Origin of the sequence: Streptomyces luteosporeus (assembly GCF_039532865.1) — a bacterium.
GTDB lineage: Bacteria > Actinomycetota > Actinomycetes > Streptomycetales > Streptomycetaceae > Streptomyces > Streptomyces luteosporeus.
Genome location: NZ_BAAASL010000007.1, coordinates 60,112 through 86,144, shown reverse-complemented (window position 1 = coordinate 86,144; position 26,033 = coordinate 60,112). Strand labels below are relative to the sequence as shown.

General features: G+C 73.0%; 23 protein-coding genes. 13 read left to right on the top strand and 10 right to left on the bottom strand.

What is annotated here, in order from left to right; translation table 11 throughout:
* Positions 1-75 precede the first annotated feature (75 nt).
* Positions 76-933: a type I methionyl aminopeptidase gene (gene map, locus ABD361_RS10620; RefSeq protein WP_344434698.1), complete on the bottom strand. Its 858-nt coding sequence runs from the start codon at positions 931-933 to the stop codon at positions 76-78.
* 77 nt (positions 934-1,010) lie between these two features.
* Here map and ABD361_RS10615 point away from each other — a divergent pair, with 77 nt between their 5' ends.
* The gene (locus ABD361_RS10615) at positions 1,011-1,250 is read left to right on the top strand and encodes a hypothetical protein (RefSeq protein WP_344434697.1); all 240 of its coding nucleotides are present in this window, start codon (positions 1,011-1,013) and stop codon (positions 1,248-1,250) included.
* Between the two features lie 128 nt (positions 1,251-1,378).
* On the opposite strand, the gene ABD361_RS10610 is transcribed toward ABD361_RS10615, so the two are convergent.
* A complete protein-coding gene (locus tag ABD361_RS10610) occupies positions 1,379-2,719 on the bottom strand; it encodes an MFS transporter (RefSeq protein WP_344434696.1) in 1,341 nt (446 codons plus the stop codon).
* Positions 2,720-2,788: 69 nt separating this feature from the next.
* The gene (locus ABD361_RS10605) at positions 2,789-3,418 is read right to left on the bottom strand and encodes a hypothetical protein (RefSeq protein ID WP_344434694.1); all 630 of its coding nucleotides are present in this window, start codon (positions 3,416-3,418) and stop codon (positions 2,789-2,791) included.
* Between the two features lie 79 nt (positions 3,419-3,497).
* On the opposite strand from ABD361_RS10605, the gene npdG reads away from it, so the two are divergent.
* Both npdG and ABD361_RS10595 read left to right on the top strand, forming a co-directional pair.
* Positions 3,498-4,202 carry an NADPH-dependent F420 reductase gene (gene npdG / locus ABD361_RS10600; RefSeq protein WP_344434693.1) on the top strand — a complete coding sequence of 235 codons (705 nt, stop codon included), beginning with the start codon at positions 3,498-3,500 and terminating at the stop codon, positions 4,200-4,202.
* A 92-nt stretch (positions 4,203-4,294) separates the two neighbouring features.
* Complete coding sequence (locus ABD361_RS10595; RefSeq protein WP_344434692.1) at positions 4,295-4,480, top strand: hypothetical protein; 186 nt, start codon at positions 4,295-4,297, stop codon at positions 4,478-4,480.
* A gap of 37 nt (positions 4,481-4,517) precedes the next feature.
* On the opposite strand, the gene ABD361_RS10590 is transcribed toward ABD361_RS10595, so the two are convergent.
* Entirely contained in the window at positions 4,518-5,327 is an 810-nt protein-coding gene (locus ABD361_RS10590) for a site-2 protease family protein (RefSeq protein ID WP_344434691.1), read from the bottom strand.
* Between the two features lie 138 nt (positions 5,328-5,465).
* On the opposite strand from ABD361_RS10590, the gene ABD361_RS10585 reads away from it, so the two are divergent.
* Complete coding sequence (locus ABD361_RS10585) at positions 5,466-9,125, top strand: AfsR/SARP family transcriptional regulator (RefSeq protein ID WP_344434690.1); 3,660 nt, start codon at positions 5,466-5,468, stop codon at positions 9,123-9,125.
* A gap of 35 nt (positions 9,126-9,160) precedes the next feature.
* On the opposite strand, the gene ABD361_RS10580 is transcribed toward ABD361_RS10585, so the two are convergent.
* The 3 genes from ABD361_RS10580 to panB form a co-directional block, all read right to left on the bottom strand.
* Positions 9,161-9,985: an ABC transporter permease gene (locus tag ABD361_RS10580; RefSeq protein ID WP_344434689.1), complete on the bottom strand. Its 825-nt coding sequence runs from the start codon at positions 9,983-9,985 to the stop codon at positions 9,161-9,163.
* Positions 9,982-11,007 (bottom strand): ATP-binding cassette domain-containing protein, encoded by a 1,026-nt coding sequence (locus ABD361_RS10575; RefSeq protein ID WP_344434688.1) that lies wholly within the window; start codon positions 11,005-11,007, stop codon positions 9,982-9,984. Before ABD361_RS10575 ends, ABD361_RS10580 begins: the two co-directional genes overlap by 4 nt.
* A 155-nt stretch (positions 11,008-11,162) precedes the next feature.
* A complete protein-coding gene (gene panB, locus ABD361_RS10570) occupies positions 11,163-12,035 on the bottom strand; it encodes a 3-methyl-2-oxobutanoate hydroxymethyltransferase (RefSeq protein WP_344434687.1) in 873 nt (290 codons plus the stop codon).
* 173 nt (positions 12,036-12,208) lie between these two features.
* Between panB and ABD361_RS10565 the strand changes: the two genes are divergently transcribed.
* The 6 genes from ABD361_RS10565 (at position 12,209) to ABD361_RS10540 (ending at position 17,948) form a co-directional block, all read left to right on the top strand.
* The gene (locus ABD361_RS10565) at positions 12,209-13,813 is read left to right on the top strand and encodes an MFS transporter (RefSeq protein WP_344434686.1); all 1,605 of its coding nucleotides are present in this window, start codon (positions 12,209-12,211) and stop codon (positions 13,811-13,813) included.
* 8 nt (positions 13,814-13,821) lie between these two features.
* Positions 13,822-14,469 (top strand): TetR/AcrR family transcriptional regulator, encoded by a 648-nt coding sequence (locus ABD361_RS10560; RefSeq protein ID WP_344434685.1) that lies wholly within the window; start codon positions 13,822-13,824, stop codon positions 14,467-14,469.
* Positions 14,470-14,730: 261 nt separating this feature from the next.
* Positions 14,731-15,771 (top strand): endonuclease/exonuclease/phosphatase family protein, encoded by a 1,041-nt coding sequence (locus ABD361_RS10555; RefSeq protein WP_344434684.1) that lies wholly within the window; start codon positions 14,731-14,733, stop codon positions 15,769-15,771.
* 112 nt (positions 15,772-15,883) lie between these two features.
* Positions 15,884-17,104 (top strand): MFS transporter, encoded by a 1,221-nt coding sequence (locus tag ABD361_RS10550; RefSeq protein WP_344434683.1) that lies wholly within the window; start codon positions 15,884-15,886, stop codon positions 17,102-17,104.
* Positions 17,061-17,273 (top strand): DUF2277 domain-containing protein, encoded by a 213-nt coding sequence (locus ABD361_RS10545; RefSeq protein WP_344434682.1) that lies wholly within the window; start codon positions 17,061-17,063, stop codon positions 17,271-17,273. Before ABD361_RS10550 ends, ABD361_RS10545 begins: the two co-directional genes overlap by 44 nt.
* A 93-nt stretch (positions 17,274-17,366) precedes the next feature.
* Positions 17,367-17,948 (top strand): Uma2 family endonuclease, encoded by a 582-nt coding sequence (locus ABD361_RS10540; protein WP_344434681.1) that lies wholly within the window; start codon positions 17,367-17,369, stop codon positions 17,946-17,948.
* 9 nt (positions 17,949-17,957) lie between these two features.
* On the opposite strand, the gene ABD361_RS10535 is transcribed toward ABD361_RS10540, so the two are convergent.
* The 3 genes from ABD361_RS10535 to ABD361_RS10525 form a co-directional block, all read right to left on the bottom strand.
* Positions 17,958-19,712, bottom strand: coding sequence for an NAD+ synthase (locus ABD361_RS10535; protein WP_344434679.1), 1,755 nt, complete (start codon positions 19,710-19,712; stop codon positions 17,958-17,960).
* A gap of 81 nt (positions 19,713-19,793) precedes the next feature.
* Entirely contained in the window at positions 19,794-21,380 is a 1,587-nt protein-coding gene (locus ABD361_RS10530; protein ID WP_344434678.1) for a multicopper oxidase family protein, read from the bottom strand.
* A gap of 57 nt (positions 21,381-21,437) precedes the next feature.
* Positions 21,438-21,635: a hypothetical protein gene (locus ABD361_RS10525; RefSeq protein ID WP_344434677.1), complete on the bottom strand. Its 198-nt coding sequence runs from the start codon at positions 21,633-21,635 to the stop codon at positions 21,438-21,440.
* 405 nt (positions 21,636-22,040) lie between these two features.
* Between ABD361_RS10525 and gadC the strand changes: the two genes are divergently transcribed.
* From gadC to glnA, 3 genes are all read left to right on the top strand, one after another.
* On the top strand, positions 22,041-23,519 hold the full coding sequence (gene gadC, locus ABD361_RS10520) for a glutamate/gamma-aminobutyrate antiporter GadC (RefSeq protein WP_344434676.1): 1,479 nt from the start codon (positions 22,041-22,043) through the stop codon (positions 23,517-23,519).
* A 65-nt stretch (positions 23,520-23,584) separates the two neighbouring features.
* Positions 23,585-24,466, top strand: a complete 882-nt coding sequence (locus ABD361_RS10515; RefSeq protein WP_344434675.1) for an alpha/beta fold hydrolase — start codon at positions 23,585-23,587, stop codon at positions 24,464-24,466.
* Between the two features lie 205 nt (positions 24,467-24,671).
* Positions 24,672-26,033, top strand: a complete 1,362-nt coding sequence (gene glnA / locus ABD361_RS10510) for a type I glutamate--ammonia ligase (protein ID WP_344434674.1) — start codon at positions 24,672-24,674, stop codon at positions 26,031-26,033.

Sequence of the window (26,033 nt, the reverse complement as noted above, 5' to 3'; positions counted from 1 at the left end):
GGAGAGCGTTCCCACTTAGGTTTGCCTAAGTGGGATGCTTCCTGAATGCTTCCCGACGCCCTGTCGGTAAAAACCCTAGGGCAGGGTGAGGATCTCCGCTCCCGTGTCCGTCACCACGAGCGTGTGCTCGAACTGCGCGGTGCGCTTGCGGTCCTTGGTGACGACCGTCCAGCCGTCCTCCCACATGTCGTACTCGTACGTGCCCAGCGTCAGCATCGGCTCGATGGTGAACGTCATGCCCGGCTGGATCAGCGTGTCGTGGTGCGGGCTGTCGTAGTGCGGCACGATCAGACCCGAGTGGAAGGACGAGTTGATGCCGTGGCCGGTGAAGTCGCGCACGACGCCGTAGCCGAAGCGCTTGGCGTACGACTCGATCACCCGGCCGATCACATTGATCCGGCGCCCCGGCTTGACGGCCTTGATGGCACGGGCCAGCGCCTCGCGCGTGCGCTCGACCAGCAGCCGCGACTCCTCGTCCACCTCGCCGACGAGGTAGGTGGCGTTGTTGTCGCCGTGCACCCCGCCGATGAACGCCGTCACGTCCAGGTTCACGATGTCGCCGTCGCGCAGCACCGTGGAGTCCGGGATGCCGTGGCAGATGACCTCGTTGATCGACGCGCACAACGACTTGGGGAAACCGCGGTAACCGAGGGTCGAGGGGTAGGCGCCGTGGTCGCACATGTACTCGTGCGCCACCCGGTCCAGCTCGTCCGTCGTCACACCCGGCGCAATGTGCCGCGCAGCCTCCTCCATTGCCCGCGCCGCAATGCGCCCCGCGATCCGCATCTTCTCGATCGTCTCGGCGTCCTGCACCTCCGGACCGCCGTACGGGGCCGGAGCCGGCCTGCCCACGTACTCGGGCCGCGGAATCGAGGCGGGAACGGGGCGGGTGGGGGAGAGCGTCCCCGGGACAAGAAGCGACTGGCCAGACATGTCTGCGAGTGTAGCCAGGGGCCATCGGGGAGCATGTGGGCGAGAGCACACGCGACGTCAGGGACACGAGGAGAGCCATGGCACTGTTCAAGCGGCGCCCCGCCGGGCGGGCGGGCGAGTGGTACTACTGCCTCAAGCACGGCACCGTCGAGGAAGGCCCGGAGTGCCGGGCCGCGGACCGGATGGGGCCGTACGGCACGCGCGAGGAGGCCGCGCACGCGATGGAACGGGCGCGCGAGCGCGAGGAGGCGTGGCGCGAGGACCCGCGATGGAACGACGACGCCGGGGCCGGCGGGGCGGGGCGCGACGGCGTGTAGGGGCGCGGGGAACTGCGCGATCGGCCACCGGCGGCCTGCAGTCGAGCGTACGGCACTTCGTCTGCTGGTGCGTCGTGGCTTGTCGCGCAGTTCCCCGCGCCCCTACGGGGCGCCGTGCCCCGGGGCGGCTACGCCGCCTCCGCCACGCGGTCCGCGCTGCGCGCGGCGCGCATCCGTGCCGCGTGCTCGTCCGTGCGCTGGTCGTACGACAGGAGCTTCGGCAGGCACGCGGCGAGCAGGCCCACCGAGGCCAGGCAGGCCAGGCCGCCCGACCAGACCGACATGCGGGCGTTCGTCAGGGAGGCCATGCCGCCGGCGCGGACCTGGCCGAGCTGGGGGCCCACCGAGTACGACAGCAGTTCTATGCCCGCGAGGCGGCCGCGCAGGGCGTCGGGGATGGTCTGGTCCCAGATCGCCGAGCGGAACAGGCCGCTGACCGTGTCGCAGCCGCCGGCGACGGCCAGGAACAGCAGGACCAGCCAGACGTTGTGCAGCAGCCCCGCCACCGCCATGGCCGCGCCCCAGCCCGCCGCGGCGAGGACCACCATGCGGCCGTGCCGGTGGATGCGGGAGACCCAGCCGCTGGTGAGGGTCACCGCCAGGGAACCGACCGCGCCGGCCGAGTACATCAGGCCCAGGGCCCAGGGGGCGTGGAGGTCGTCGGCGAGGAAGGGGAAGATCGCCGCCGGGTAGGCGAAGAACATCGCCGCCATGTCCACGGCGTAGGTGCCCAGGAGTTCCTTGCGGCTCCAGGCGTACCGGGCGCCCTCGACGATGCCGGCGAGCGAGGGCTTCTCGGCGTCGTGGGAGGCGGGGGAGGGGGCCAGGCGCAGGCACAGGGCCAGGGAGGCCAGGAAGGACAGGACGTCCAGCAGGTAGGCGAGCTCCAGGCCGCCGAAGGCGACGACGAGGCCGGCGACCGAGGGGCCGGCGATGGCGCCGGCCTGCCAGCGCATGGAGTTCAGTGCGATGGCGGCGGGCAGCTGCTCGTGGGCGACGACCCTCGGCACGATGGCCTGCAGGGCCGGCCGCTGGAGCCCCGTCAGAGCGCTGACCAGGGCGACCACGACGTACATCGGCCAGATCAGCGGATGCGGCAGGACGCTGTTGAGCAGCAGGAGCGCGCTGAGGACGCCGAGGCCGGCCTCGGTCCACAGGATCAGTTTGCGCCGGTCCATGGCGTCGGCGAGCGCGCCGCCGTAGAGGCCGAAGACGATCAGGGGGACGAGCTCCACCGCGCCGGTCGCGCCGACGGCGAGCGCCGAGCCGGTCAGCTCCTTGAGCTGCAGCGGCACGGCGACGAAGGTCAGGAAGCCGCCGAAGGAGGTGATCAGGCCCGCGATCCACATGCGCCGGAAGTCGGCGGAGGTGCGCAGGGGCGCGAGGTCGGGCAGCAGGGTGCGCAACCCGGAGGGGGAGGATCCGGCGGAATCGGAGGTTTCGGCGGAATCGGGATGGTGCTCGGTCACGGGGCACCATGGTCCGTGCACGTACCGCCTTGGGGCAAACCGTTTTCCCGGGACGCCCGTGACCGGGTCTCACCAGCGGGGCGCCTGTGGTGCCGTCAGGCGGTCGGCGAGCCGGGCGAGGCGGTCCCGCAGCCGGCGGCCGGGCGCCGTGTGCCCCGCGTCCTCGCCGGCGGCGGCGCTCACCAGGTGCTGGAGGGTGTCGAGGTCCAGGCCGGTGGCCTCCTCCGGCACGGTCAGCGCCTCGTGGGCCAGTGCCGCCATCTCCGCCATCTCCGTCATCTCGGCCATCGCCGCTGTCTGCGCCTCCAGCGTCAGGACGGTCGCCCCGCCCCGGCGGGCGTCGTGCACCCGCTCCAGCAGGCCCTCGCCCGGCCGGCCCTGCGCCACCACCAGCAGCGTCTGGCCGCGCCCGGCGGCCTCCAGCCGGCGCAGGCCCACCGCCAGGTGCGCCGGGGCGCCGGGCGGCACGGTGTGCCGCACCAGCGTGGGGGACAGCTCCGCCAGGCCCGAGCGGGCGGCCTCGTCGTCCAGGTGCGCCGCCAGGTGCCACGGCTCGTACTGCGGCGTGCCCACCAGCAGCAGGTCGCCGCCGCGGGCCGCCACCGAGGTGCGCAGCGCGCCCGCGAAGCGGTGCGTCTCGCGCAGCCACTCGGTCCCGGCCAGGGCTTCCTGCAGCAGCGCGACCCGTACGGCGTCCATGCGGCCCAGCCTGGCGCAACCGTCCCTCGGCTACGCGCAGTTGCCGGCGGCCTCACCCGTTCGTGACAGTATCGCTGTCATGACTACTTCCGAAGAGGTGAAGAAGGCCCCGGCGAAGGACCCTTGGGACCTCCCCGACGTGTCCGGCCTGGTGGTCGGCGTGCTCGGCGGCACCGGCGACCAGGGCCGCGGCCTGGCCTACCGGCTGGCCAAGGCCGGCCAGCGGGTGATCATCGGCTCCCGGGCGGCGGAGCGGGCGCGCACCGCGGCCGAGGAGCTGGGCCTGGGCATCGAGGGGCTCGACAACGCCGAGTGCGCCCGGCGCAGCGACATCGTGATCGTCGCCGTGCCGTGGGAGGGGCACGCCAAGACCCTCGAAGCCCTGCGCACCGAACTCGCCGGCAAGCTGGTCGTCGACTGCGTCAACCCCCTCGGCTTCGACAAGCAGGGCGCCTACGCGCTCAAGCCGGCCGAGGGCAGTGCCGCGGAGCAGGCCGCCGCCCTGCTGCCCGAGTCCCGGGTGACGGCCGCCTTCCACCACCTGTCCGCCGTGCTGCTCTCCGACCCGGAGATCGCCGAGATCGACACGGACGTGATGGTGCTCGGCGACAAGCGCGCCGACACCGACGTCGTCCAGGCCCTGGCCGCCCGCATCCCCGGCATGCGCGGCGTCTACGCCGGGCGGCTGCGGAACGCCCACCAGGTCGAGTCGCTGGTGGCGAACCTGATCTCCGCCAACCGCCGCTACAAGGCCCATGCCGGACTGCGCCTGACGGACGTGTGAGGCCGCCCTCCCCGAGCGCGCCCGGGGCATGGGGGACAATGGCGGGGATCGTACGCACATGCGCCCCGCCGCACCGGACAGGAGCCGCCCCCATGCCCCGCCTCGCCCTCTACGCCCTCGCCGTCTGCGTCCTTGCGCTGGCCGCGGCCGTGGTCTCCTTCGCCCAGGGCAGCTGGCTGGGCATCGTGTGGGTGCTCCTGCTCGGCGTCGCCTCGAACATCGCCTGGTACTACGTGCGCAAGGCCAAGAACGACGTGGCCGCGGCCGGGAACGGCTGAATCAGCCGCGTCGGCCGCATCAGCCGAGCCGGCCGCATCAGCCCAGGCCGAGGGAGTCCAGCGGCGGGACGTCCGGCGTCCCCTGCCAGAAGCGGAACAGCTGCTGGCCCCAGTACGTGTCCCACTCCGTGACACCCAGCGACCGCAGGATCGCGTCCACCGCGTCGAAGAAGACGTGGTTGACCTCCGGGATCCACAGGAAGCCGAACACCGCGAGCAGCCCGAACGGCGCGAACGGCTCCAGCTGGCGGCGCACCTTCGCCGACAGCCACGGCTCGATCACCCCGTAGCCGTCCAGCCCCGGCACCGGCAGCAGGTTCAGGAGCGTCGCGGACACCTCCAGCAGGGCGAGGAAGGCGAGCGCGTAGCGGAAGTTGTCCGGAACGCCGTCGAGCGCGCCCAGCCAGAACGGGGCACAGACCACCGCCGCGAAGACCAGGTTCGTCAGCGGGCCCGCGGCGGAGACCAGACTGTGCTTCCAGCGGCCGCGGATGCGGTGTCGCTCGATGAACACCGCACCGCCCGGCAGGCCGATCCCACCCATGATCACGAAGATCACCGGCAGAACGATGCTCAGCAGGGCATGCGTGTACTTCAGCGGGTTCAGGGTCAGATAGCCCTTCGCCCCGATCGTGATGTCACCGCCGTGCAGCGCCGTGCGGGCGTGCGCGTACTCGTGCAGGCACAGCGAGACGATCCACGCCGAGACCACGAAGAGGAACACCGCGAAACCCGGCGATGCCGAGAAATCGGTCCACACCGCCCATATGGAGACCGCCATGATGGCGACGAGGGCGAGGAAGACAGGGCTCACACGCCCTTCGCCACGGGCCGCTTGCGTTGCCATTGGGTGTGCTCCTGAGGTCCTCGGGCCGCCGGGATCCTCCCGGGCGGACGAACGTACCGGGCGACCGTACTCGGTGCACCCCCCGAACGCGTAGCGGCCGGCTCATCGGCCGCCCGGCGGACACGGGACAATGGGCCGGTGCGTTACGGCATCCTCGGCACCACCCAGGCCCACTCCGACGACGGCCGGCCCCTGGCCCTCGGCGGGGCGCGGCTGCGCGCCCTGCTGACCGCACTCGCCCTGCGGCCCGGCCGGACCGTCGACACCGACACCCTCGTCGACGAGATCTGGGACGACACCCCGCCCGCCGACGCGGCCGGCGCCCTGCAGGCCCTCGTCGGCCGGCTGCGGCGCGCCCTCGGACGGCAGGCCGTGGCCTCCGCCGCCGGCGGCTACCGGCTGTGCGCCGAACCCGACGACGTCGACCTGCACCGCTTCGAACGACTCGCGGGCGAAGGGGAACGCGCCCTCGCCGACGGGGACCCCGCCAAGGCGCTCGTCCTCCTCGACGACGCGCTCGCCCTGTGGCGCGGGCCGGCCCTGGCCGACCTGCCCGACCCGGGCGCGCCCGCCGTACGCGCCGAGGCGCGCCGCCTCGCCGCCCGGCGGGCCCGGCCCGCCGCCGCACTCGCCCTCGGACGGGCGGCCGAAGTCCTGCCCGAACTCGCCGAACTGTGCACCGCACACCCCCTGGACGAGCCCCTGCGCGCCCTGCGCCTGCGGGCCCTGCGGGACGTGGGGCGCGTGGCGGAGGCACTGGAGGAGTACGAGACGGTACGGCGCGAACTCGCCGAGCGGCTCGGCACGGATCCGGGGGCGGAGCTGCGGGCGCTGCATGCGCAGCTCCTGGCGCCGGAGCCGGAGCCGGAGCCTTCGGCGGTGGCGGGGGCCGGTTCGGCGCCGCCGGGCCCGCACGCGGTGGCTGATCGCCGTGACGGCGGTGAGGAGGCCCCGGTCCCTCCCCCAGCCACCGCTGGGAGGGGCCCCCACTTCCACCCTTCCCCGGGGGCAGGCCCCCGGACCCCCGGAGCCGGCGGCTCCACCCCCGAGCCCGAGGGTGCCGGCGCTGCGGCGCCGGGCGCAGCCCCCGGCGCGCCTGTTGGTGGGCAATCGTTCCGCACAGCGATGGGGGCATCCCCCAGTGGTAGCCGGGGGAGGGTGGGCACCAACCCGCCCACCGGGCAGCAACCGGCCCCCGCCACGGCCCCGGATGGTGGTGGCGCCGGGCCGGAAACCGGGGGCCGGGGCCGCTCTCGGGGCAACATTCGCGCCCGGCTCACGTCGTTCGTCGGACGGGAGGACGACCTCGAAGCCATCCGGGAGGACCTCGGCCGGCATCGGCTCGTCACCCTGCTCGGGCCCGGTGGCGCCGGGAAGACGCGGCTGTCGCAGGAGGCCGCCGAGGCCGCCGTCACCGCGCAGGGCAGTGCGTGGCCCGACGGCGTGTGGTTCGCCGAGCTCGCCCCCGTGGACGATCCCGCCACCGTGCCCGAGGCCGTGCTCACCGCGCTCGGGGCGCGGGAGACCGTGGTGCGGGGCAGTACCGCCGAGGGGTTGCGGGCGGCCACCGAGGCCTCCGCGCTCGATCCGCTCGTGCGGCTCACCGAGCACTGCGAGCGGCGCCGCATGCTGCTCCTGCTCGACAACTGCGAGCACGTGATCGACGCGGCGGCCCGCCTCGCCGAGACGCTGCTCGCGTACTGCCCCGGCGTCACCGTGCTGGCCACCAGCCGGGAGCCGCTCGCCGTGCCCGGCGAGGTCGTACGTCCTGTCGAGCCGCTGCCCGATCCGGTCGCGCTGCGGCTGCTCGCCGAGCGAGGGGCCGCGGCGCGGCCCGGTTTCCGTCCGGAGCAGGATCCGGAGGCGTGCGCCGAGATCTGCCGGCGCCTGGACGGTCTGCCGCTGGCGATCGAGCTGGCCGCCGCGCGGCTGCGGATGCTCACCCCGCGCATGCTCGCCGACCGGCTGGACGACCGCTTCCGGCTGCTGACCTCGGGCAGCCGTACGGTGCTGCCGCGGCAGCAGACCCTGCGCGCGGTCGTCGACTGGTCGTGGGATCTGCTGGACGCACCGGAGCGGGCGGTGCTGCGCCGGCTGTCGGTCTTCTCCGGCGGCTGCGACCTGGCGCTGGCGGAGGAGGTGTGCGCGGACGGCCGTGAGGTCACCGTGCCGGAGGTGGCCGTGCTGCTGGGGTCGCTGGTGGACAAGTCGCTGGTGGTCGCCGCCCCCGCGCCGGACGGCGAGATGCGTTACCGGCTGCTGGAGACCGTGGGGGAGTACGCCGCGGAGCGCCTGGCCGAGGCGGGGGAGCAGGAGCCGACCGAGCGCCGCCACCTGGTGGCCTACCGGGAACTGGCCCGCAGCGCCGACCCGTTGCTGCGCGGGCCGCAGCAGTACGCCTGGCTGGAGCGTCTGGAGCTGGAGCACGACAACCTGCGCACCGCGCTGCGCCGTGCCGTCGCCGCGGGGGACGAGCAGGAGGCGCTGTGCCTGGTGCTGTCGCTGGGCTGGTTCTGGCAGCTGCGCGACCACCGGGCGGACGCCCGGCACTGGGCGCAGGCGGCGGCCGCACTGGGCCCGGATCCCTTCGCGGAGCCCGTCGAGCCGGCCCCGCCGCTGCTGGTGTCGAGCATCGAGGCGCCGCCGCCGATGCCGCACGAGCTGCTGGTGGAGGCCCGCCGCGGGGTGCGGCTGCTGGCCTTGGCCAATACCGAGTCGGACATGCATGCTTTGGGAACACCGCAGGCGCAGGCGCAGTTGCACGGCATCGTCGCCGCGTACGGCGAGGGGCAGCCGCAGAACTGCCGGGTGCCGGGGATGATGTGGTTCTTCGCGCTGCTGCTGACCGGTGCGATCGACGACCTGTGCACGGTCATGGACGGGGTCGTGGAGCGCTGCCGCGAGCTGGGGTACACCTGGGAGCTGGCCAACGCCCTGCAGCTGCGGGCCAAGCTGCTCAACGAGCAGCCCGAGCGGGCCCTGCTGGGCTCTCGGGACGCCGACGAGAGCCTGGAGATCTTCACCCGCCTCGGCGACTCCTGGGGCGTCGCCGAGGCGCTCTCCAGCCGCGCGGAGGCGTACCAGCGGGAGGGCCACTTCGCCAAGGCGGCCGACGACTACCGGGCGGCGATCGAGTGCGTGCGCGCCCTGGGCTCCGAGGGACAGGTGCCGCACCTGAGCTCCCGGCTGACCGATGTGCTGCTGGAGGGCGGGGAGATCTCGCTGGAGGAGGGCGAGAGACGGTTCCGCGAGGCGCTGGAGGCGATGGAGAAGGACCATCCCGACGCGGCGGCCTTCATCCACGTCCAGCTGGGCATCCTGCTGGCCCGCATGGGCCGCACGGCCGAGGCCCGGCAGCACTTCGACCACATGACCGGCGAGTTCGGGCAGCGGGCCCTGGTGCTGTTCGAGGGCATGATCCTGGGCCTGACGGCCTGGCTGGACGTGCTGGAGGGGCAGCCGCGGCAGGCGCTGCCCAAGGTGCGCGAGGCGCTCGTGAAGGTCGACGGCGATCCGCTGGTGGAGCTGGTCGCCTCCCATCTGCCGTCGGTGCACCTGATGGTGGCGGCGCAGGCCCACGCCGCGATCGGCGGCCCCGAGCACGCCCTGCGGGCGGCCCGGCTGCTGGGCGCCTCCGTGGCCCTGCGGCCGTACGGGCACTTCGTCGTCACGCACGAGCGGGAGATGCGCGAGCAGACCGCCGGGCGGGCGGCGGCCGTGCTCGGCGCGGCGGTGTACGAGCAGGCGTACGCCGAGGGCGCCCGTCTCTCCCCCGCGGAGGCGGCCGCCCTCGTGTGACCGGATCGGGTCCTGCTGCAGCAGGACCTGCAGCCTCAGGTCTTGCTGCGGAACCGGGAGACCGCCAGCGGTGCCGTCACCAGCGTGATCCCCGCCGACCAGGCCAGCGTCATCCACACCGAGTGGGCGACCGCGCCGCCGTTGACCAGGTTGCGGGCGGCGTCCGCGAGGTTGGACAGCGGGTTGTAGTCGGTGAAGGCCTCCAGCCAGCCGGGCATCTTCTGGGTCGGCGCGAAGATGGAGCTGCCGAACTGCAGCGGCATCAGCACGAGCATGGCCACTCCCTGGATCGCCTGGGGGGTCTTCAGGGTCAGTCCGAGCAGGATGAAGATCCACATGAGCGAGGCGCCGAAGACCATGGAGAGTCCGACGGCTGCCAGCAGGTGCAGCACGGAGGTCTTGACGGTCAGGCCGAGGGCGAAGCCCATGGCCAGCAGGATGCCGGTGGCGATGAGCATGCGGCCCATCTCGACGACGATCTTCGCGAGGAGGACCGAGGACCGGGCTATCGGCATCGTGCGGAAGCGGTCCATCACCCCCTTCTTGAAGTCCTCGTTGACACCCGAGCCGACGGCCATGGCGATGTTCATGCCCATCATCGCCATCAGGCCGGGGACCAGGTAGTTGACGTAGACCTCCTCGTTGCCCTTGCCGGCGATCGAGCCGCCGAAGACGTAGACGAACAGCAGGATGAAGATGATCGGCATCAGCACGGCGTCGAACATCGACTCCGGGTCCTGCTTGATCTGCAGCAGGTTGCGCCGCGCGAGCGCGCCGATGTGCCGCAGGTTGGCGCGCAGGCCGATCCGGCCCTCGCCGGCGGGCGCCGTCACGTGTGCGTCGAGCGTGGCGGCGCTCATGCCGCTACCTCCTGGAATGCGTCGGTGTTCGCCTGCGCCGCCGGGGCGGCGGAGGTCTTCTGGCCGGTGACGGCGAGGAAGACCTCGTCGAGGCTGGGAAGGTGGGTGCTGATCCCCGCGAGGGTGATCCCGTGGGAGGACAGCAGGGCGACGACGGCGGTCAGTTGCTCGTCGCTGACGATCGGCACGTTGACCACGCCCTCCGCCGGGTCGGCGGTCGCGCCGGCGATGCCGTCCAGCCCGGCCCGGCCGATGGCGTCGACCATGCGGGCCAGATCGGCCGGCTCGGCCGGGCGGACCTGCAGGGTGCGCCCGCCGACCTTGGCCTTCAGTTCGTCGACGCGCCCCTCGGCGATCACCCGGCCGCGGTCGACGACGGTCAGCTCGTGGGCGAGCTGCTCGGCCTCCTCCATGTACTGCGTGGTCAGCAGGACGGTGCTGCCCTCGGTGACCATGCGCTGGACCTCGGCCCACACCTCGTTGCGGGTGCGCGGGTCCAGGCCGGTGGTGGGCTCGTCCAGGTAGAGCACGGCCGGGTGGCCGATCATGGAGGCGGCCAGGTCCAGCCGGCGGCGCATGCCGCCCGAGTACTGGCCGGCGGGCCGCTTGGCCGCCTCGGTCAGCGAGAACCGCTCCAGCATCTCGTCCGCGCGCCGGCGGGCGTCCTTGCGGGAGAGGTCCAGCAGCCGGCCGATCATGTACAGGTTCTCGCGGCCGGAGAGCTTCTCGTCGACCGAGGCGTACTGCCCGGTCAGGCCGATGACGCGGCGCAGCTGGCGGGGCTGGGCGAGCACGTCGTACCCGGCGACGCGGGCGGTGCCCGCATCGGGGCGCAGCAGGGTGGACAGGCAGCGCACGAGCGTCGTCTTGCCGGCGCCGTTGGGGCCGAGGACGCCGAGGACGGTGCCCCGGCGGACGTCGAGGTCCACCCCGTCCAGGGCCTTGGTCTCGCCGAAGTGCTTGACCAGGCCCCGGACTTCGACGGCGTTCTCGGTGCCGTTGGGGATGTCGGTTCGCTTCATGCCGACAACCCTGCCAGCGCCCACTGACATCCGGCCGACAGCCCGCCGGCGGGCGGTGGCGCCCGCCGACGGATCACCGACAGATCACCGACAGATCACCGACACGCCGCCGGTACGGCGCACCGGACAACCGGCCGGATTAGTGGACCACCGGACTAGTGGAAGGAGTGCTCCTCCGCCGGGTAGGCCCCGGCCGTGACGTCCTCGGCGAACGCCCGGGCGGCGCCCCCGAGGGTCTCGCGCAGCGCGGCGTACTGCTTGACGAAGCGCGGCAGGCGGCCGGACGTCATGCCGGCCATGTCCGTCCACACCAGCACCTGCGCGTCGCAGTCGGGCCCGGCGCCGATGCCGACGGTGGGGATGTGCAGGGTGCGGGTGACCTCGGCGGACAGCTCGGCCGGCACCAGCTCCAGCACGACCGCGAAGGCGCCCGCGTCCTGCACGGCCTTGGCGTCGCGCAGCAGCTGGGCGGCCGCCTCCTCGCCGCGGCCCTGCACCGGGTAGCCGCCGTAGGCGTTGACGGACTGAGGGGTCAGGCCCACGTGGGCCATCACCGGGATGCCGGAGCGCACCAGCAGGTCGATCTGCTCGGCCGAGCGCTCCCCGCCCTCCAGCTTGACCGCGCCGACGCCGGCCTCCTTCACCAGCCGGGTGGCGCTGCGCAGCGCCTGGGTGGCGCCTTCCTGGTACGAGCCGAAGGGCAGGTCGCCGACGATCAGGGCGCGCTTGGTGCCCCGTACGACGGCGGCGGACAGCAGGGTCATCTCCTCCATGGTGACCGGCACCGTGGAGTCGTAGCCGAGGTGACAGTTGCCCATGGAGTCGCCCACGAGCAGGACGGGGATGCCGGCCTCGTCGAAGACGGAGGCGGTCATCGCGTCGTAGGCGGTGAGCATGGGCCACTTCTCGCCGCGGTCCTTGGCGGCGGCGATGTCGCGGACGGTGATGCGCCGGGTGGACGTCCCGCCGTACAGCGCCTTCGGGTCGCGCCGGCTGCTGTCGGGGGTCTTCAGGGCATGCGTCGTCATGACCTTGTTCTCCTGTGTTGTCGTCTCGAGGCGCCCTCACGGCGTCCCCGGATCCCCTCCATGCTGACACGCCCTCCGCGGCCGGGGAAGCCGGGTGCACGCACCGGGCCATCCGGGGCACAGCCCTGCGATACGGAACGGGTTCGTATCGAAACGCACCTAGGGTTGTGTCCATGGCACCCCACGACATGGCACCCCACGACACCGTCCACCGCAGACGCTGGGCGATCCTGGCCGTCCTGCTGTGCAGCCTGCTCGTCGTCGTCCTCGGCAACTCCGTCCTCAACGTGGCGATGAAGAAGATCTCCCAGCCCGCGCCCACCGGGCTGGGAGCCACCCAGAGCCAGCTGGAGTGGGCGATCAACGCCTACACCCTCGTCTTCGCCGGGATGCTGTTCACCGCCGGCCTGCTGGGCGACCGGCTGGGCCGCAAGAAGGTGCTGCTGTGCGGCATGACGGTCTTCGCCGTCGGCTCCGCGCTCGCCTCCGTGGCCGGCTCGCCCGAGGAGCTGATCGCCTACCGCGCCCTGATGGGCTTCGGCGGGGCCTTCGTGATGCCCGCCACGCTCGCGATCATCATGAACGTCTTCGAGCGCGAGGAGCAGCCCAGGGCGATCGGCATCTGGGCCGGGGCGGTCGGGCTCGCCATCGCCATAGGGCCGGTGACCGGCGGGTTGCTGCTCAGCCGGTTCTGGTGGGGCTCGGTGTTCCTGATCAACCTGCCGATCGTCGCCGCCGCCCTGATCGCCATGACCGTGCTCGTGCCCGACTCCAAGGACCCCCGCCCGGGCCGGCTCGACCCCGCCGGCGTGCTGCTGTCCGTCGTCGGGCTGGTCCTGCTGGTCTACGGCATCATCAAGGGCGGCCAGCTCGCCGACTTCACCGTCCCCGAGGTCTACGGCACCGTCGGCGGCGGACTGCTGGTGCTGACCGCCTTCGTCCTGCACGAGCGGCGCAGCACCCACCCCGCGCTCGACGTGCGCTACTTCCGCAACCCGGCCTTCTCCGCCGCGGTCACCTCGCTGGGGCTGGTCTTCTTCGGGCTGATGGGCGTGACCTTCTTCATGGTCTTCTATACCCAGAGCGCCCGCGGCTTCACCCCGCTGCAGAGCGGCCTGCTGATGCTGCCGCTGGCCGCCGCCCAGATGGTCTTCGCCCCCCGCGCCCGGCTGGCCGTCGAACGCTTCGGCGCCCGGGCGGTGTGCACCACCGGCATGGTCGTGATGGCCGCGACCATGGCCGGCTATTCCCTGATGGACACCGACACGCCCATCTGGGGCCTGGAGGTGCTCTTCCTCTTCCAGGGCACCGCCATGGCCCACATCACCCCGCCCGCCACCGTCTCGATCATGCAGTCGCTGCCCCGCGAGAAGGCCGGCTCCGGCTCCGCCGTGAACAACACCTTCCGGCAGGTCGGCGGGGCACTCGGCGTGGCCGTCCTGGGCTCCCTGCTCTCCACCACCTACCGCCGGGGCATCTCCGGCGACCTCGACGCCGTACCCGGGCTGACGGACGAGGCCCGGCGCACCGCCGGCGAGTCCATCGAGGCCACCCTGGGCGTCGCCGACCGCCTCGGCCCGCAGGGCCGGCACCTGGTCGGTGCCGCCCGCGAGGCGTTCGTCCACGCCATGCACGTCACCGTGCTGTGCGGCGCCGCGGTCGCGCTGGCGGGCGCGGCCGTCGCCTTCCTGTTCCTGCCGGCGCACGACGCGGCCCGCGCCGGGGCCCGCACGGCCCGGCCGGGCGCGGAGAAGGAGCAGGCGGGAGCCGGGCAGTGAGCCGGGCAGTGAGCCGGGCAGTGAGCCGGTCGGCGAGCCGGTCGGCGAACGGGACGCCGGCGGCGCGGCCCGGCCGGCCGCGCAGCGCCGCCGTCGACCGCGCCGTCGTCGAGGCCGTGCTGCGGCAGCTGGAGGAGGGCGTGGGCATCGGCGAGCTGTCGATCGAGCGCACGGCCCGCGAGGCCGGGGTGGGCAAGGCCGCCGTCTACCGGCGCTGGGCGGGCAAGGAGGAGCTCCTGCTGGACGTCCTGCGCTCCCTCGACGACGACACCGCCCCCGTCCTGCAGGGCGCCTGCGTGCGCGACGACCTCGTCGCCCTGCTGGAGCACCTGCGCCGGCGGGGCCTTGCGGGGCGCTCCTCCGCCGTCCTGCGCACGGTGATCGCCCAGGTGCGGGCCCACCCCAGGCTGTGGCGGGAGTACCACGAGACGGTCGTCGCCGCCCGGCGCCGGGCCTTCGCCGAGGTGCTGCGGCGCGGGGTGGCCACCGGCGAGGTCCGCCCGGGGGTGGACGTGGGCCTGCTCACCGACCTGTTCACCGGCCCCATGCTCGCCCGGGCGGTCCTGCACGACTGGCAGGAGCTGCCCGAGGGCCTGGCCGAGACGATCGTCGACACCGTCCTGGAGGGCGTACGACCCCGCGTACGGCCCCGCTGAGCGCACCGCGTACGGCCTCGCTGAGCGCACTGCGTGCGGCTCCGCCGAGCGCACCGCCCCGGTCCGTATGACGGCCGTGTGGTCCGAATGTGCCCGTTCTGTCACAGGGGCCCGCTGCGGCCGGCCGGCAGGAACCCGGGCGCGACGGACGGTCGTCCTCCTCCCCGACGCCCCGCCCAGGGGGCGCACGGCAGGACCGGACGCGAAGATCACCTATCGTCGTGGGCCGGGAGCAGCAGACGCAAGCAGTGAGGACGACCGATGCCGCAGGCGTACATGGAGCAGACGGGCCTTCAGGAGACGGGTCCGCGGACCGGTGCCGGAGCCCGGGGCCTCCTGGAGCGGTGGCGCGAGCGCCTGACCGGCCCCGACGGCTGGCGGGGACCGGGCATATGGCGGCGCGGCCTCGTCCTCGCGGCGCTCGCCGTCGTGCTGGGCCTGCTGATGGTCCTGCACGCCGAGATCCCCAACCGGGTCGGCAACCTCGGCAGCCTCACCGAAACCTTCCTGCCCTGGCTGGGCCTGCTGATCCCGGTGCTCCTGGTGGGCGCCGTCCTGCGCCGGTCGGTGACCGCGCTGATCGCCCTGCTGCTGCCGGCCGTCGCCTGGGTCAACCTCTTCGGCGGGCTGCTGACCGACAAGTCCGGCAAGGGCGGCGACTTCACCGTCGCCACCCACAACGTCAACGCCGGCAACCCCGACCCGGCCGGCACCGCCCGCGCCGTCGCCGCCTCCGGTGCGGACGTCGTCGCCCTGGAGGAGTTCAGCGATGCTTCCCGCTACGAGAAGGCGCTGGCGGGCACGTACAAGTACCACTCCGTGCAGGGCACCGTCGGCATCTGGAGCAAGTACCCGCTGCGCGACGCCCGCCCCGTCGACATCAAGATGGGCTGGACCCGCGCCCTGCGCGCCACCGTCGAATCCCCCCGCGGACCCGTCGCCGTCTACGTCGCCCACCTGCCCTCGGTGCGCGTGAAGTTCAACGCCGGCTTCACCGCCGGCCAGCGCGACAACAGCGCCGAGGCGCTGGGCCGGGAGATCGCCCAGGAGCCCGTCCGGAAGGTCGTCCTCCTCGGCGACCTCAACGGCACCATGAACGACCGCTCCCTGGCCCCCATCACCTCCCAGCTGCGCTCCGCCCAGGGCGCCGCCGGCAACGGCTTCGGCTTCAGCTGGCCGGCCGGCTTCCCCATGGCGCGCATCGACCAGATCATGGTCCGCGGCATGGACCCCGTCTCCGCCTGGACGCTGCCCGCCACCCCCAGCGACCACCTGCCCATCGCGGCGCGGATGAAGATCTGAACCCAAGGCCCGCGCCGGGCTCCTTTAGGGTGGAGGGCTTGCCCCGGACGTCCCCGCACGTCCCGCACATCCCGCACGTCCCCCCGCGTCCCACCCGAAAGGCAGCACCCCCATGCCCTTGGCGCTGCTCGCCCTCGCAGTCTCGGCCTTCGGCATCGGAACCACCGAGTTCGTGATGATGGGCCTGCTGCCCAACGTCGCCGGCGACCTCCACACCTCCGTGCCCACCGCCGGGTACCTCGTCTCCGCCTACGCCCTCGGCGTGGTCGTCGGCGCCCCGCTGCTGGCCGCACTCGGCGCCCGCCTCCCGCGCAAGCTCATGCTCGTCCTGCTCATGGTGCTCTTCACCATCGGCAACCTCGCCTCCGCGCTCGCCCCCACCTTCGGGCTGCTCGTCGCCGCCCGCGTCCTGGCCGGGCTGCCGCACGGCGCGTTCTTCGGCGTCGGCTCCGTCGTCGCCACCCAGCTGGCCGCCCGCGGGCGCCAGGCACGGGCCGTCGCCACGATGTTCCTCGGCCTGACCGTCGCCAACGTCGTCGGCGTGCCCACCGCCACGCTGCTCGGCCAGCACCTGGGCTGGCGCGCCACGTTCCTGGTCGTCGCCGGGATCGGCGTCCTCGCCGTCGGCGCGCTCGCCCTGCTCGTCCCGCCCATCCCGCGCGAGGAGGGCGGCGGCCTCGCCCGCGAGGTCCGCGCCCTGGGCGCCCCGCAGGTGCTGCTCGCCCTGCTCACCGCCGTCTTCGGCTTCGCCGGCGTCTTCGCCGTCTACAGCTACCTCGCCTCCATGAGCACCGAGGTCACCGGCTTCTCCGAGACGTCCGTCACGCTCGTGCTGGCCCTCTTCGGCACCGGCATGACCCTCGGCGCCCTCGCCGCCGGCCGCCTCACCGACCGCGCCCCCCGCGCCACGCTGTACGGGTCGCTGGGCGCGCTGGCGGTCGTCCTCGTGCTCTTCGACTTCGCGGTCCACGTGAAGTGGGCGGCGCTCGTGACGGTGGTGCTGCTCGGCGCGGTCGGCTTCATGACCACCACACCCCTGCAGATGCTCGTCATGCACAAGGCGCGGCACGCGCCGACCCTGGCCGCGGCCTCCAACCACTCGGCCTTCAACCTCGCCAACGCGGGCGGCGCCTGGCTCGGCGGCGCGGCCATCGCGGCGGGATGGGGCTGGACGTCCCCCACGATGGTGGGCGCGGCCCTGGCCGTGGTCGGCCTGGCGATCGCGGTGACAGCGGGTGCACTGGACCGCGACGGCGGGTCGCGCGTGGTCGCGGGTGCACACTTGGAGCATGTGCCGCAGCATCAAGACGCTGAGACCGCCGACCACGCCTGAGGTGAGCGAGGACGACGTCAGGGCCGCCGCCCTCCAGTACGTCCGCAAGGTCTCCGGCTTCCACACCCCGGCCGCCCACAACCGGGCCGTCTTCGACGAGGCGGTGGAGGCGGTGACGGAGGCGACGCAGCACCTTCTGGCGGGCCTGGTGGTGCGCGGGGCGAAGTGATCCCCGGTGCCGCCCGTTCCGAGGGCCACCCAGGGCGGAAACCTGTATCGTCCGGATTTGGGGAGTGCCCCGACGTTGCGAGGAGGCCAGCTCATGACCGCGGTGTCCGACCGGCCGCAGATGCTGCCCGAGGAGTTCGAGGATTTCGCGCGTGCTGCCGCTCGTGCCGTCGAAGGCCCACGGTACGAGTTCATCCGCGGAAGGGTGGGGATCAAGCCGGTGCCCGACGGTGTTCACGGCCGCATCATCCAGTGGCTCACGCGCATCTGCATGCAGGCCCGCCCCGATCTGTGGCTGCACGAGCAGGGACTGAAGGTCGAGACGTACCGAAAGGGGTACGCCCGCCCGGACGGCACGCTCGCCCCCAGCGACGCCTTCATCGGTGAGGGCGAGTGGGCCTCCGCCGACCAGGTTCTGATGGTCGTGGAGGTCACCTCCTACGACTCCGACACACACCTGCGTGACCGTATCGACAAGCCCCGTGCCTATGCCGAGTCGGGCATCCCGGTCTATCTCCTGATCGACCGGGACTCGCGTGAGATCACCGTCCACAGCCGGCCCGACGGAATGCGCTACGAGCTGGCGGAGACCGTCCCGTTCGGGAAGTCGGTGCGCCTTCCCGACCCCGTGGGCATCGGGCTGGACACCGAGCCGCTCAACGACTGGGTCGGCTGACGCGACGCCTCACACCGTCTCGCGCCACGCGTTCGTGATCGGCAGGCGGCGGTCCTTGCCGAAGCCCTTGGGGGAGATCTTCGTGCCCGGGGGGTACTGGCGGCGCTTGTACTCCGCCGTGTCCACCAGGCGCAGCACCTTCGTCACCAGTTCCTCGTCGTACCCCTCCGCCACGATCTCCGCGCGCCCGCGGTCGCGGTCGACGTACAGCTCCAGGATGCGGTCGAGGACCTCGTAGTCCGGCAGGGAGTCCGTGTCGACCTGGCCCGGGCGCAGTTCGGCGCTCGGGGGCTTGGTGATGGAGTTCTCGGGGATGGGCGGGGTCTCGCCGCGTTCGGCGGCGGCCTGGTTGCGCCAGCGGGCCAGGCGGAAGATGGCGGTCTTGTAGACGTCCTTGATGGGGCCGTACGCGCCGACCGAGTCGCCGTAGAGCGTGGAATAGCCGCAGGCGAGCTCGGACTTGTTGCCGGGGGCGAGGACGATGTGGCCTTCCTGGTTGGAGATGGCCATCAGCATCGTGCCGCGCAGCCGTGACTGGAGGTTCTCCTCGGCCAGGCCGGTCAGGCCGAGCGCGCCCATGTACGCGTCGAACATGGGGGCAATGGGGACGGTGCGGAAGTTCAGGCCGGTGCGCCGGGCGAGTTCCTCGGCGTCGGCCAGGGAGTGCTCGGAGGAGTAGCGCGAGGGCATGGCCACGCCGTACACGTCGGCCGCGCCGACCGCGTCGCAGGCGAGGGCGGCGACGAGGGCCGAGTCGATGCCGCCGGACAGGCCGATCAGGACGCTGCGGAAGTTGTTCTTGCGGACGTACGCGCGCAGGCCCGTCACCAGGGCGGTGTAGACCTCCTCGTCGTCGCCGAGGTGCCGGGCGCGGCCGCCGGTGAACTCCGGTTCGCGGGCGGGCAGGACGTCGGTGGAGAGCGTGACGTGCTCGATGCGCAGCCCGTCGTCGACGACGCCCGAGGGGGCCTGCGCCGGGGCCGCGGGCAGGTCGAGGTCGAGGACGAGGCAGGTCTCCTCGAACTGCGGGGCGCGGGCGACGACCTCGCCGTCGGGGCCGACGACGATGGAGTCTCCGTCGAAGACCAGTTCGTCCTGGCCGCCGGTGCTGGCGAGGTAGGCGAGCGTGCAGCCGGCCTCCTGGGCGCGCTTGCGCACCAGCTCCAGGCGGGTGTCGTCCTTCTCCCGCTCGTAGGGGGAGGCGTTGATGGACAGCAGCAGCCCGGCGCCGGCGGTGCGCGCGGCCGGCACGCGGCCACCCTCCTGCCAGAGGTCCTCGCAGATGGCCAGGGCCACGTCCACGCCGTGCACCCGCACCACCGGCAGGGTCTCGCCGGGCACGAAGTAGCGGAACTCGTCGAAGACGCCGTAGTTGGGCAGGTGGTGCTTGGCGAAGGTGAGCACGGCCGCGCCGCGGTGCAGGACGGCGGCGGCGTTGCGCGGGGCGCCGGCCGGGCGGCCCAGCTTGGGGCGGGCCTCCTCGCTGTGGTCGAGGTAGCCGACGACGACCGGCAGCTCGCCGAGGCCCTCCTGCTGCAGGCGGGCGGCGAGGTCGTGCAGCGCCCGGCGGCCGGCGCTGACGAAGGAGCGGCGCAGCGCCAGGTCCTCGACGGGGTAGCCCGTCAGGGCCATTTCGGGGAACGCGGCCAGATGGGCGCCGTGCTCGGCCGCGTGGCGGGTCCAGCGGACGATCGCCTCCGCGTTGCCGGCGATGTCCCCGACGGTGGAGTCGATCTGGTTCAGGGCGAGACGAAGGTGAGCCACGTCGCCAGTGTAATCGTCTGACTGACGCAATGGGGGTGGACGCCGCCGCACCGGTCGTGCGGCGGCGCTCCGTGTGGGGAGTTACTTCCGGTAACCGAGGATCGTCATCATCCCCGACTCCGCGTGGTAGACGTTGTGGCAGTGGATCATCCACAGCCCCGGGTTGTCCGCGTCGAAGTCGGCCTCCAGTCGCTTGCCCGGCAGCACGATCGCCGTGTCCTTGCGCGGCCCGCCGCCCGGCAGCGCGAAGGTGTGGCCGTGCAGGTGCATCGGGTGCCACATGGTGGTGTCGTTGACGAACACCAGCCGTACGCGCTCGCCCGCCCGCACCGGCAGGCGCCGCTCCGGGTCGTACGGCTTCCCGTTGACCGCCCAGTCGTACTTCGCCATCGACCCCGTCAGCCGCAGCGTGAGCGTCCGGTCCGGCCGGCGCTCCGGCAACGCCGCGCCCGCGGCCGCCCGCAGGCGGGAGGCGGTCAGCGGCGCGCCGGACAGCTCCCGGGGACGTACGTCCGCGCCCGGCGCCGCGCCGCCGCCCGTGCGCAGCACCGCCAGCGCCGTGCGGTCCTTGCCCTCGGCCAGGACCGTCAGCGGGAAGACGCCGTCCTTGGCCTCGACCAGGACGTCGTACCGCTCGCCCATACCCAGCAGCAACGTGTCGGTCTGGACGTGCTCGACGGGGAAACCATCCGTATGGGTGACGGTCATCCGGTGGTCGCCCAGGGCCACGCGGAAGGCGGTGTCCCCGCCGGCGTTGAGGAAGCGGATCCGGATCCGGTCGCCCGGCCGGGCGGTGAAGGTCTGCGGGTCCTCCGGGACCCGGCCGTTGACCAGGTAGTACGGATACGCCACGTCGCCGGCGTCCCCGCCGAGGTACGGGCTGGTGGCGCCCATCAGCATGCGCGGCGGGCCGCTGGGCGCGGGTGACGCGGCCCCGTGGTCCATCCCGCCATGGCTCATGCCGCCGTGGTCCATCCCGCCGTGGTCCATGCCGCCCGTGGAGCCGTGGTCCATGCCTTCCATGCCGCCCATGCCCTTGCGGAGCTCCGCGAGCACCGCGTCCGGCGTGCTGCCGTCGACTCCGTCGACCCAGTCGTCGAGGACGACGACCCACTCCTTGTCGTACGCCAGCGGCTCCTTGGGATCCGCCACGATCAGCGGCGCGTACAGCCCGCGGTCCTGCTGCACGCCGGTGTGCGGGTGCAGCCAGTACATGCCCGGGCGCGGCACCGCGAAGCGGTAGTCGAAGGAGGCGCCCGCCGTGACGGGTCGCTGGGTCAGGCCCGGGACGCCGTCCATGTCGTTGCGCAGGGCGAGGCCGTGCCAGTGCACGGAGGTGGGGACGGGCAGGTGGTTGGCCAGGGACAGCGCGAGCGTCTCGCCCGCGGTCAGGCGGATCTCCTTGCCGGGCAGCGCGTCGCCGTAGGCCCACGACGCGACCGTGCGGCCGGCGCCCAGGTCGAGCCGCGCGGGGGTCGCGGTGAGGGAGAAGGAGCGTACGGGGCCCAAGGGGCGCCGCGCCTCCGCGGAGGCGACCTCCTCGCCGCCGGGGGAGACGTAGGAGGGGCCGCGGTCGGGTGCGGCGGAGCCGGTCGAGCAGGCGGCGAGCAGGCCGGTTCCGGCCAGGCCGAGTCCCGCGCCGAGCACGGCGCGGCGGGAGGTGGACATGGGGGATACCTCGGTGATCGGTGGTGTGTACGGGCAGCAGCGAGCGCGCGCTGCCGCCTATACGCGCAGCACCGACAACCGGGCGAGGGATTTGTGCCGGGGCGGGGGCGGGTGGGGCCACAGGGCACGGGAGAACCACGGCCGGGCCGCGGGCGCGGGGCCCGCGCCGCGGTGGCACAGGCCGGCCAGGGCGAGCAGGGCCGCCAGGGTCCAGCCGGCGGCGAGGACGGCCAGGCACACGGACGACGGGTCCATGGCGGGAGCCGTACCGCCGCCCTCGTGGTGCCGTCCCGGGGCGTGCGCGCCGGCGTGATGCCCTGCGTGATGCCGTGCGTGATGCCCTGGTGTCGTGACCGCCGTTGTTGTGGCCGCCGCCGCGCGGGGCCCCTCGGCGTGACCGCCGGGGTGCCCGAGTGTGTGCATGGTCACGATTCCGAGCAGGAGCGCGGCGAGCAGCAGCGGCCGCCCGCACCGGGCGGCGATCCCGCGCCGTCCTTGCACCGCCTGCCTCCCGAGCCCCTGGATCTTGCCGGGCACCTTACCCCCGAGGGGTATGCAAGCGCCAGGCGTGCGCCCGGGACGGATGTGCGCGCAGTGGTGCGAAGGCCCGATCATTGGACGAAATCGTTTGACGCACGGCCCGAAGGACGCTCTTCCCCCATGACCCTCACGGACCAGGTTCGGGACGAACGTCCCTCCACCGCTGCGCCCGTCGCCGCTCCCGCGCCGGGAGGCACGCAGACGCAGTTCATCTCGTGGGCCACGCTCGCGATGATGACCACCGCCTCCGTGGCCAACCTGCGCCCTTCGCCCTCGATGGCCCTCTTCGGCCTGGCCGCCGTCTTCCTCTACCTGCTGCCCGCCGTCGTCTTCCTGCTGCCGACCGCCCTGGTCTCCGCCGAACTGGCCTCCGGCTGGCCCGGCGGCGTCTACCGGTGGGTGAGCGAGGGGCTGTCCAAGCCGCTCGGCTTCCTCGCCGTGTGGTGCCAGTTCGCGATGACCATCGCGTACTACCCCAGCCTGCTGGCCTACGTCGCGAGCACCTTCGCCTACATCGTCGACCCGTCGCTGGCGGACAACGGCCTGTACATCGCCGTCGTCATCGTCGTCATCTACTGGGCCGGCGTGCTGATCTCCTCGCGCGGCACCAAGGCCGTGGCCGGCCTCTCCAGCGCCGGACTGGTCGTCGGAACGCTGATCCCCGGCATCGTCCTCGTCGTGCTCGGCATGGTCTTCCTCGCCCAGGGCAACCCCTCGGCCGCGCCCATGGACTCCTCGCACGTGCTGCCGCCGTGGGCCGGCCTGGCCAGCCTCGTGCTCATCGTCAACAACTTCCTGTCCTACGCCGGCATGGAGATGAACGGCGTGCACGTCGGGGCCCTGCGCGAGCCCGGCAAGGACTACCCGCGCGCGATGTTCGCCGCCACCGGCCTCGTCCTGCTGATCTTCGTCCTGCCCGCCCTGGCCATCAGCTGGGTCATGCCGGGCAAGGACCTGAGCCTGACGGCCGGCGTCATGCAGGCCTTCCAGGGCTTCTTCGACCACTTCGGCGTGGGCTGGCTGACCAAGGTCGTCGGCGTGCTGCTCGTGGCCGCGGCGCTCGGCGGCATGCTCACCTGGCTCGCCGGGCCCGCCAAGGGCCTGCTGATGGTCTCCCGGCAGGAGGGCTACCTGCCGCCGGCCCTGCAGAAGCTCAACCGGCACGGCGTGCCGACCACCATCATGATCGCCCAGGGCGGCCTGACCACCGTCATCGCGCTGCTGTACGCCTTCATCCCCGACGTCTCCAGCGCCTACTGGATCTTCTCGGTCGTCACCACGCAGATCTACCTCGTCGTCTACCTGCTGATGTTCGCCGCCGCCATCCGGCTGCGCCGCACCCGCCCCGACGCGCCCCGCGGCTTCCGCGTCCCGGCCCTGCACCTGGTCGCCGGCGTCGGCTTCGCCGCCTCCGCCGCCGCGATGTGCATCGGCTTCGTCCCGCCGGAGCAGTTCGGCGGCCAGCCGCTGTGGCGCTACCTGCTCATCGTCGGCGGCGGCCTGCTCACCCTCGGCTTCCTCGCCCCGCTGGCCTTCCTCGCCCTGCGCAAGCCGCACTGGGTGGCGGCCGGGCACCGGCGCGACGGCGCCGTCGAGTAGCTTGTGCGTGCCCCGTCCGCGCCACGGGGCACGCACACGGCGACGCACGGACCGAGGGGGGTCCCATGAGCGGTACGGCACGGCCACCGGGGCGGATGCTGCGCGTCGGCGGGATCCCCCTGCACGTGCTGTGCGAGGGCTCGGGCCCGGTCTGCGTGCTCAGCCCCGGGCTCGGCATGGCCTGGTTCGACTGGGACCCCGTCGTCCCCCTCCTCGCCCCCTACCGCACGGTCGTCCGCTTCGACCGCCCCGGCCTGGGCTTCAGCGCCCCCGCCACCGAACCGCCCACCGCCGCCGGCGAGGCCGCCCGCATCGCCGGCGTCCTCGACGCCCTGGGCCTGGCCACCCCCGTCACCGTCGTCGGCCACTCGCTCGCGGGCCTGCACGCCGAGGCGTTCGCCCGGCTCCACCCCGAGCGCACGGCCGGCCTCGTCCTCGTCGACAGCAGCGTCGAGGAGGACGCCCGCCCCGTCGCGGCCCGCGAGCTGCGCACCGCCGCCGCCCGCCTGCGCGGCCTGGCCATCGGCGCCGCCGGCCTGCCCCACGCCCTCGGCCCGGCCCTGCGCCGGCTGACCGCCCGCTCCGCCTCCGTGCGCCGCCGCGACCCCGTCCCCGCCGACCTGGTGCGCCGCGTCTACGGCAGCAGCCGCGTCGCCCGCGCCGTCGTCATGGAGAACGCCCGCTACCGCGACGTCGCCGCCGAGCTGGAGGACCTGCGCACCCACCGCGGCCTGCCGCCCGTACCCATCACCTTCCTGGCCGCCTCCACCGGCAGCGACTCCGGCCCCGAACGCCGCTGGCTGCACCGCCAGCGCGCCCTGGCCGCCCGCCTCGACGCCCGCTTCGAGGCCGTGGCCCCGGCCGGCCACCTGCTGATGCACGACCGCCCCCAGTCCGTCGCGGCGGCGGTCCTGGCAACGCCGTACGTGCACCGCCTGCGGGGCTGAGCAGGCCGCCGGCCGCCTGCGGGGGTATGCGCTGGGCAGTGGATTTCGTCCGCGCGTCAGTACGATGCACCCATAGGCCGCAAGGCCGGATCCGAACGGAAACCCGCCGGTAACCCGGGGACGTGATACTCAAGGTCCGGCCCGTGCCGGCCGCCAGCTCGACGCCGGGTGAAACGAGCCGTCTGACCTGCAAGGATAGGTAGCTATGGATAAGCAGCAGGAGTTCGTGCTCCGCACGCTCGAAGAGCGCGACATCCGGTTCGTCCGGCTGTGGTTCACCGACGTCCTGGGGTACCTGAAGTCCGTGGCGGTCGCGCCGGCCGAGCTTGAGCAGGCGTTCGACGAGGGCATCGGCTTCGACGGGTCCGCGATCGAGGGCTTCGCCCGCGTCTACGAGTCCGACATGATCGCCAAGCCGGATCCGGGCACCTTCCAGATCCTGCCCTGGCGCGCCGAGGCCCCCGGCACGGCACGGATGTTCTGCGACATCCTGATGCCGGACGGCTCGCCGTCCTACGCCGACCCGCGCTACGTGCTCAAGCGCATCCTGGCCAAGACCTCCGACCTCGGATTCACCTTCTACACCCACCCCGAGATCGAGTTCTTCCTGCTGAAGGACAAGCCGGTCGACGGCAGCCGGCCGGTGCCCGCCGACAACTCCGGCTACTTCGACCACACCCCGCAGAACGTCGGCATGGACTTCCGCCGCCAGGCCATCACCATGCTCGAATCGATGGGCATCTCGGTGGAGTTCAGCCACCACGAGGGCGCGCCGGGACAGCAGGAGATCGACCTGAGGTACGCCGACGCGCTGTCGACGGCCGACAACATCATGACCTTCCGCCTGGTGATGAAGCAGGTGGCACTGGAGCAGGGCGTGCACGCCACGTTCATGCCGAAGCCCTTCTCGGAGTACCCGGGGTCGGGCATGCACACCCACCTGTCCCTCTTCGAGGGCGACCGCAACGCCTTCCACGAGTCGGGCGCCGAGTACCAGTTGTCGAAGGTGGGCCGCTCGTTCATCGCCGGCCTGCTGCGGCACGCGGGGGAGACCTCGGCCGTCACCAACCAGTGGGTCAACTCCTACAAGCGCATCTGGGGCGGCTCCAAGCGCACCGCCGGTGCCGGCGGCGAGGCGCCGTCGTACATCTGCTGGGGCCACAACAACCGCTCGGCCCTGATCCGGGTGCCCATGTACAAGCCGGGCAAGACCGGCTCCACGCGCGTCGAGGTGCGCTCCATCGACTCCGGCGCCAACCCCTACCTGACCTACGCGGTCCTGCTCGCCGCGGGCCTGAAGGGCATCGAGGAGGGGTACGAACTCCCGCCCGGCGCCGACGACGACGTGTGGGCGCTGTCGGACGCCGAGCGCAGCGCGATGGGCATCGAGCCGCTGCCGCAGAACCTCGGCGAGGCCATCGAGCTGATGGAGCGCAGCGAGCTCGTCGCCGAGACCCTCGGCGAGCACGTCTTCGACTTCTTCCTGCGCAACAAGAAGCAGGAATGGGAGGAGTACCGCTCCGAAGTCACCGCCTTCGAGCTGCGCAAGATGCTGCCGGTGCTGTGA

What these genes read in the sequence shown, in the direction of transcription:
- map (WP_344434698.1), bottom strand. Translation starts at nt 933, where the DNA reads ATGTCTGGCCAGTCGCTTCTTGTCCCGGGGACGCTCTCCCCCACCCGC.
- ABD361_RS10615 (WP_344434697.1), top strand. Translation starts at nt 1,011, where the DNA reads ATGGCACTGTTCAAGCGGCGCCCCGCCGGGCGGGCGGGCGAGTGGTAC.
- ABD361_RS10605 (WP_344434694.1), bottom strand. Translation starts at nt 3,418, where the DNA reads ATGGACGCCGTACGGGTCGCGCTGCTGCAGGAAGCCCTGGCCGGGACC.
- npdG (WP_344434693.1), top strand. Translation starts at nt 3,498, where the DNA reads ATGACTACTTCCGAAGAGGTGAAGAAGGCCCCGGCGAAGGACCCTTGG.
- ABD361_RS10595 (WP_344434692.1), top strand. Translation starts at nt 4,295, where the DNA reads ATGCCCCGCCTCGCCCTCTACGCCCTCGCCGTCTGCGTCCTTGCGCTG.
- ABD361_RS10590 (WP_344434691.1), bottom strand. Translation starts at nt 5,327, where the DNA reads ATGGCAACGCAAGCGGCCCGTGGCGAAGGGCGTGTGAGCCCTGTCTTC.
- ABD361_RS10580 (WP_344434689.1), bottom strand. Translation starts at nt 9,985, where the DNA reads ATGAGCGCCGCCACGCTCGACGCACACGTGACGGCGCCCGCCGGCGAG.
- ABD361_RS10575 (WP_344434688.1), bottom strand. Translation starts at nt 11,007, where the DNA reads ATGAAGCGAACCGACATCCCCAACGGCACCGAGAACGCCGTCGAAGTC.
- panB (WP_344434687.1), bottom strand. Translation starts at nt 12,035, where the DNA reads ATGACGACGCATGCCCTGAAGACCCCCGACAGCAGCCGGCGCGACCCG.
- ABD361_RS10565 (WP_344434686.1), top strand. Translation starts at nt 12,209, where the DNA reads ATGGCACCCCACGACATGGCACCCCACGACACCGTCCACCGCAGACGC.
- ABD361_RS10555 (WP_344434684.1), top strand. Translation starts at nt 14,731, where the DNA reads ATGCCGCAGGCGTACATGGAGCAGACGGGCCTTCAGGAGACGGGTCCG.
- ABD361_RS10550 (WP_344434683.1), top strand. Translation starts at nt 15,884, where the DNA reads ATGCCCTTGGCGCTGCTCGCCCTCGCAGTCTCGGCCTTCGGCATCGGA.
- ABD361_RS10545 (WP_344434682.1), top strand. Translation starts at nt 17,061, where the DNA reads ATGTGCCGCAGCATCAAGACGCTGAGACCGCCGACCACGCCTGAGGTG.
- ABD361_RS10540 (WP_344434681.1), top strand. Translation starts at nt 17,367, where the DNA reads ATGACCGCGGTGTCCGACCGGCCGCAGATGCTGCCCGAGGAGTTCGAG.
- ABD361_RS10530 (WP_344434678.1), bottom strand. Translation starts at nt 21,380, where the DNA reads ATGTCCACCTCCCGCCGCGCCGTGCTCGGCGCGGGACTCGGCCTGGCC.
- ABD361_RS10525 (WP_344434677.1), bottom strand. Translation starts at nt 21,635, where the DNA reads ATGGACCCGTCGTCCGTGTGCCTGGCCGTCCTCGCCGCCGGCTGGACC.
- gadC (WP_344434676.1), top strand. Translation starts at nt 22,041, where the DNA reads ATGACCCTCACGGACCAGGTTCGGGACGAACGTCCCTCCACCGCTGCG.
- ABD361_RS10515 (WP_344434675.1), top strand. Translation starts at nt 23,585, where the DNA reads ATGAGCGGTACGGCACGGCCACCGGGGCGGATGCTGCGCGTCGGCGGG.
- glnA (WP_344434674.1), top strand. Translation starts at nt 24,672, where the DNA reads ATGGATAAGCAGCAGGAGTTCGTGCTCCGCACGCTCGAAGAGCGCGAC.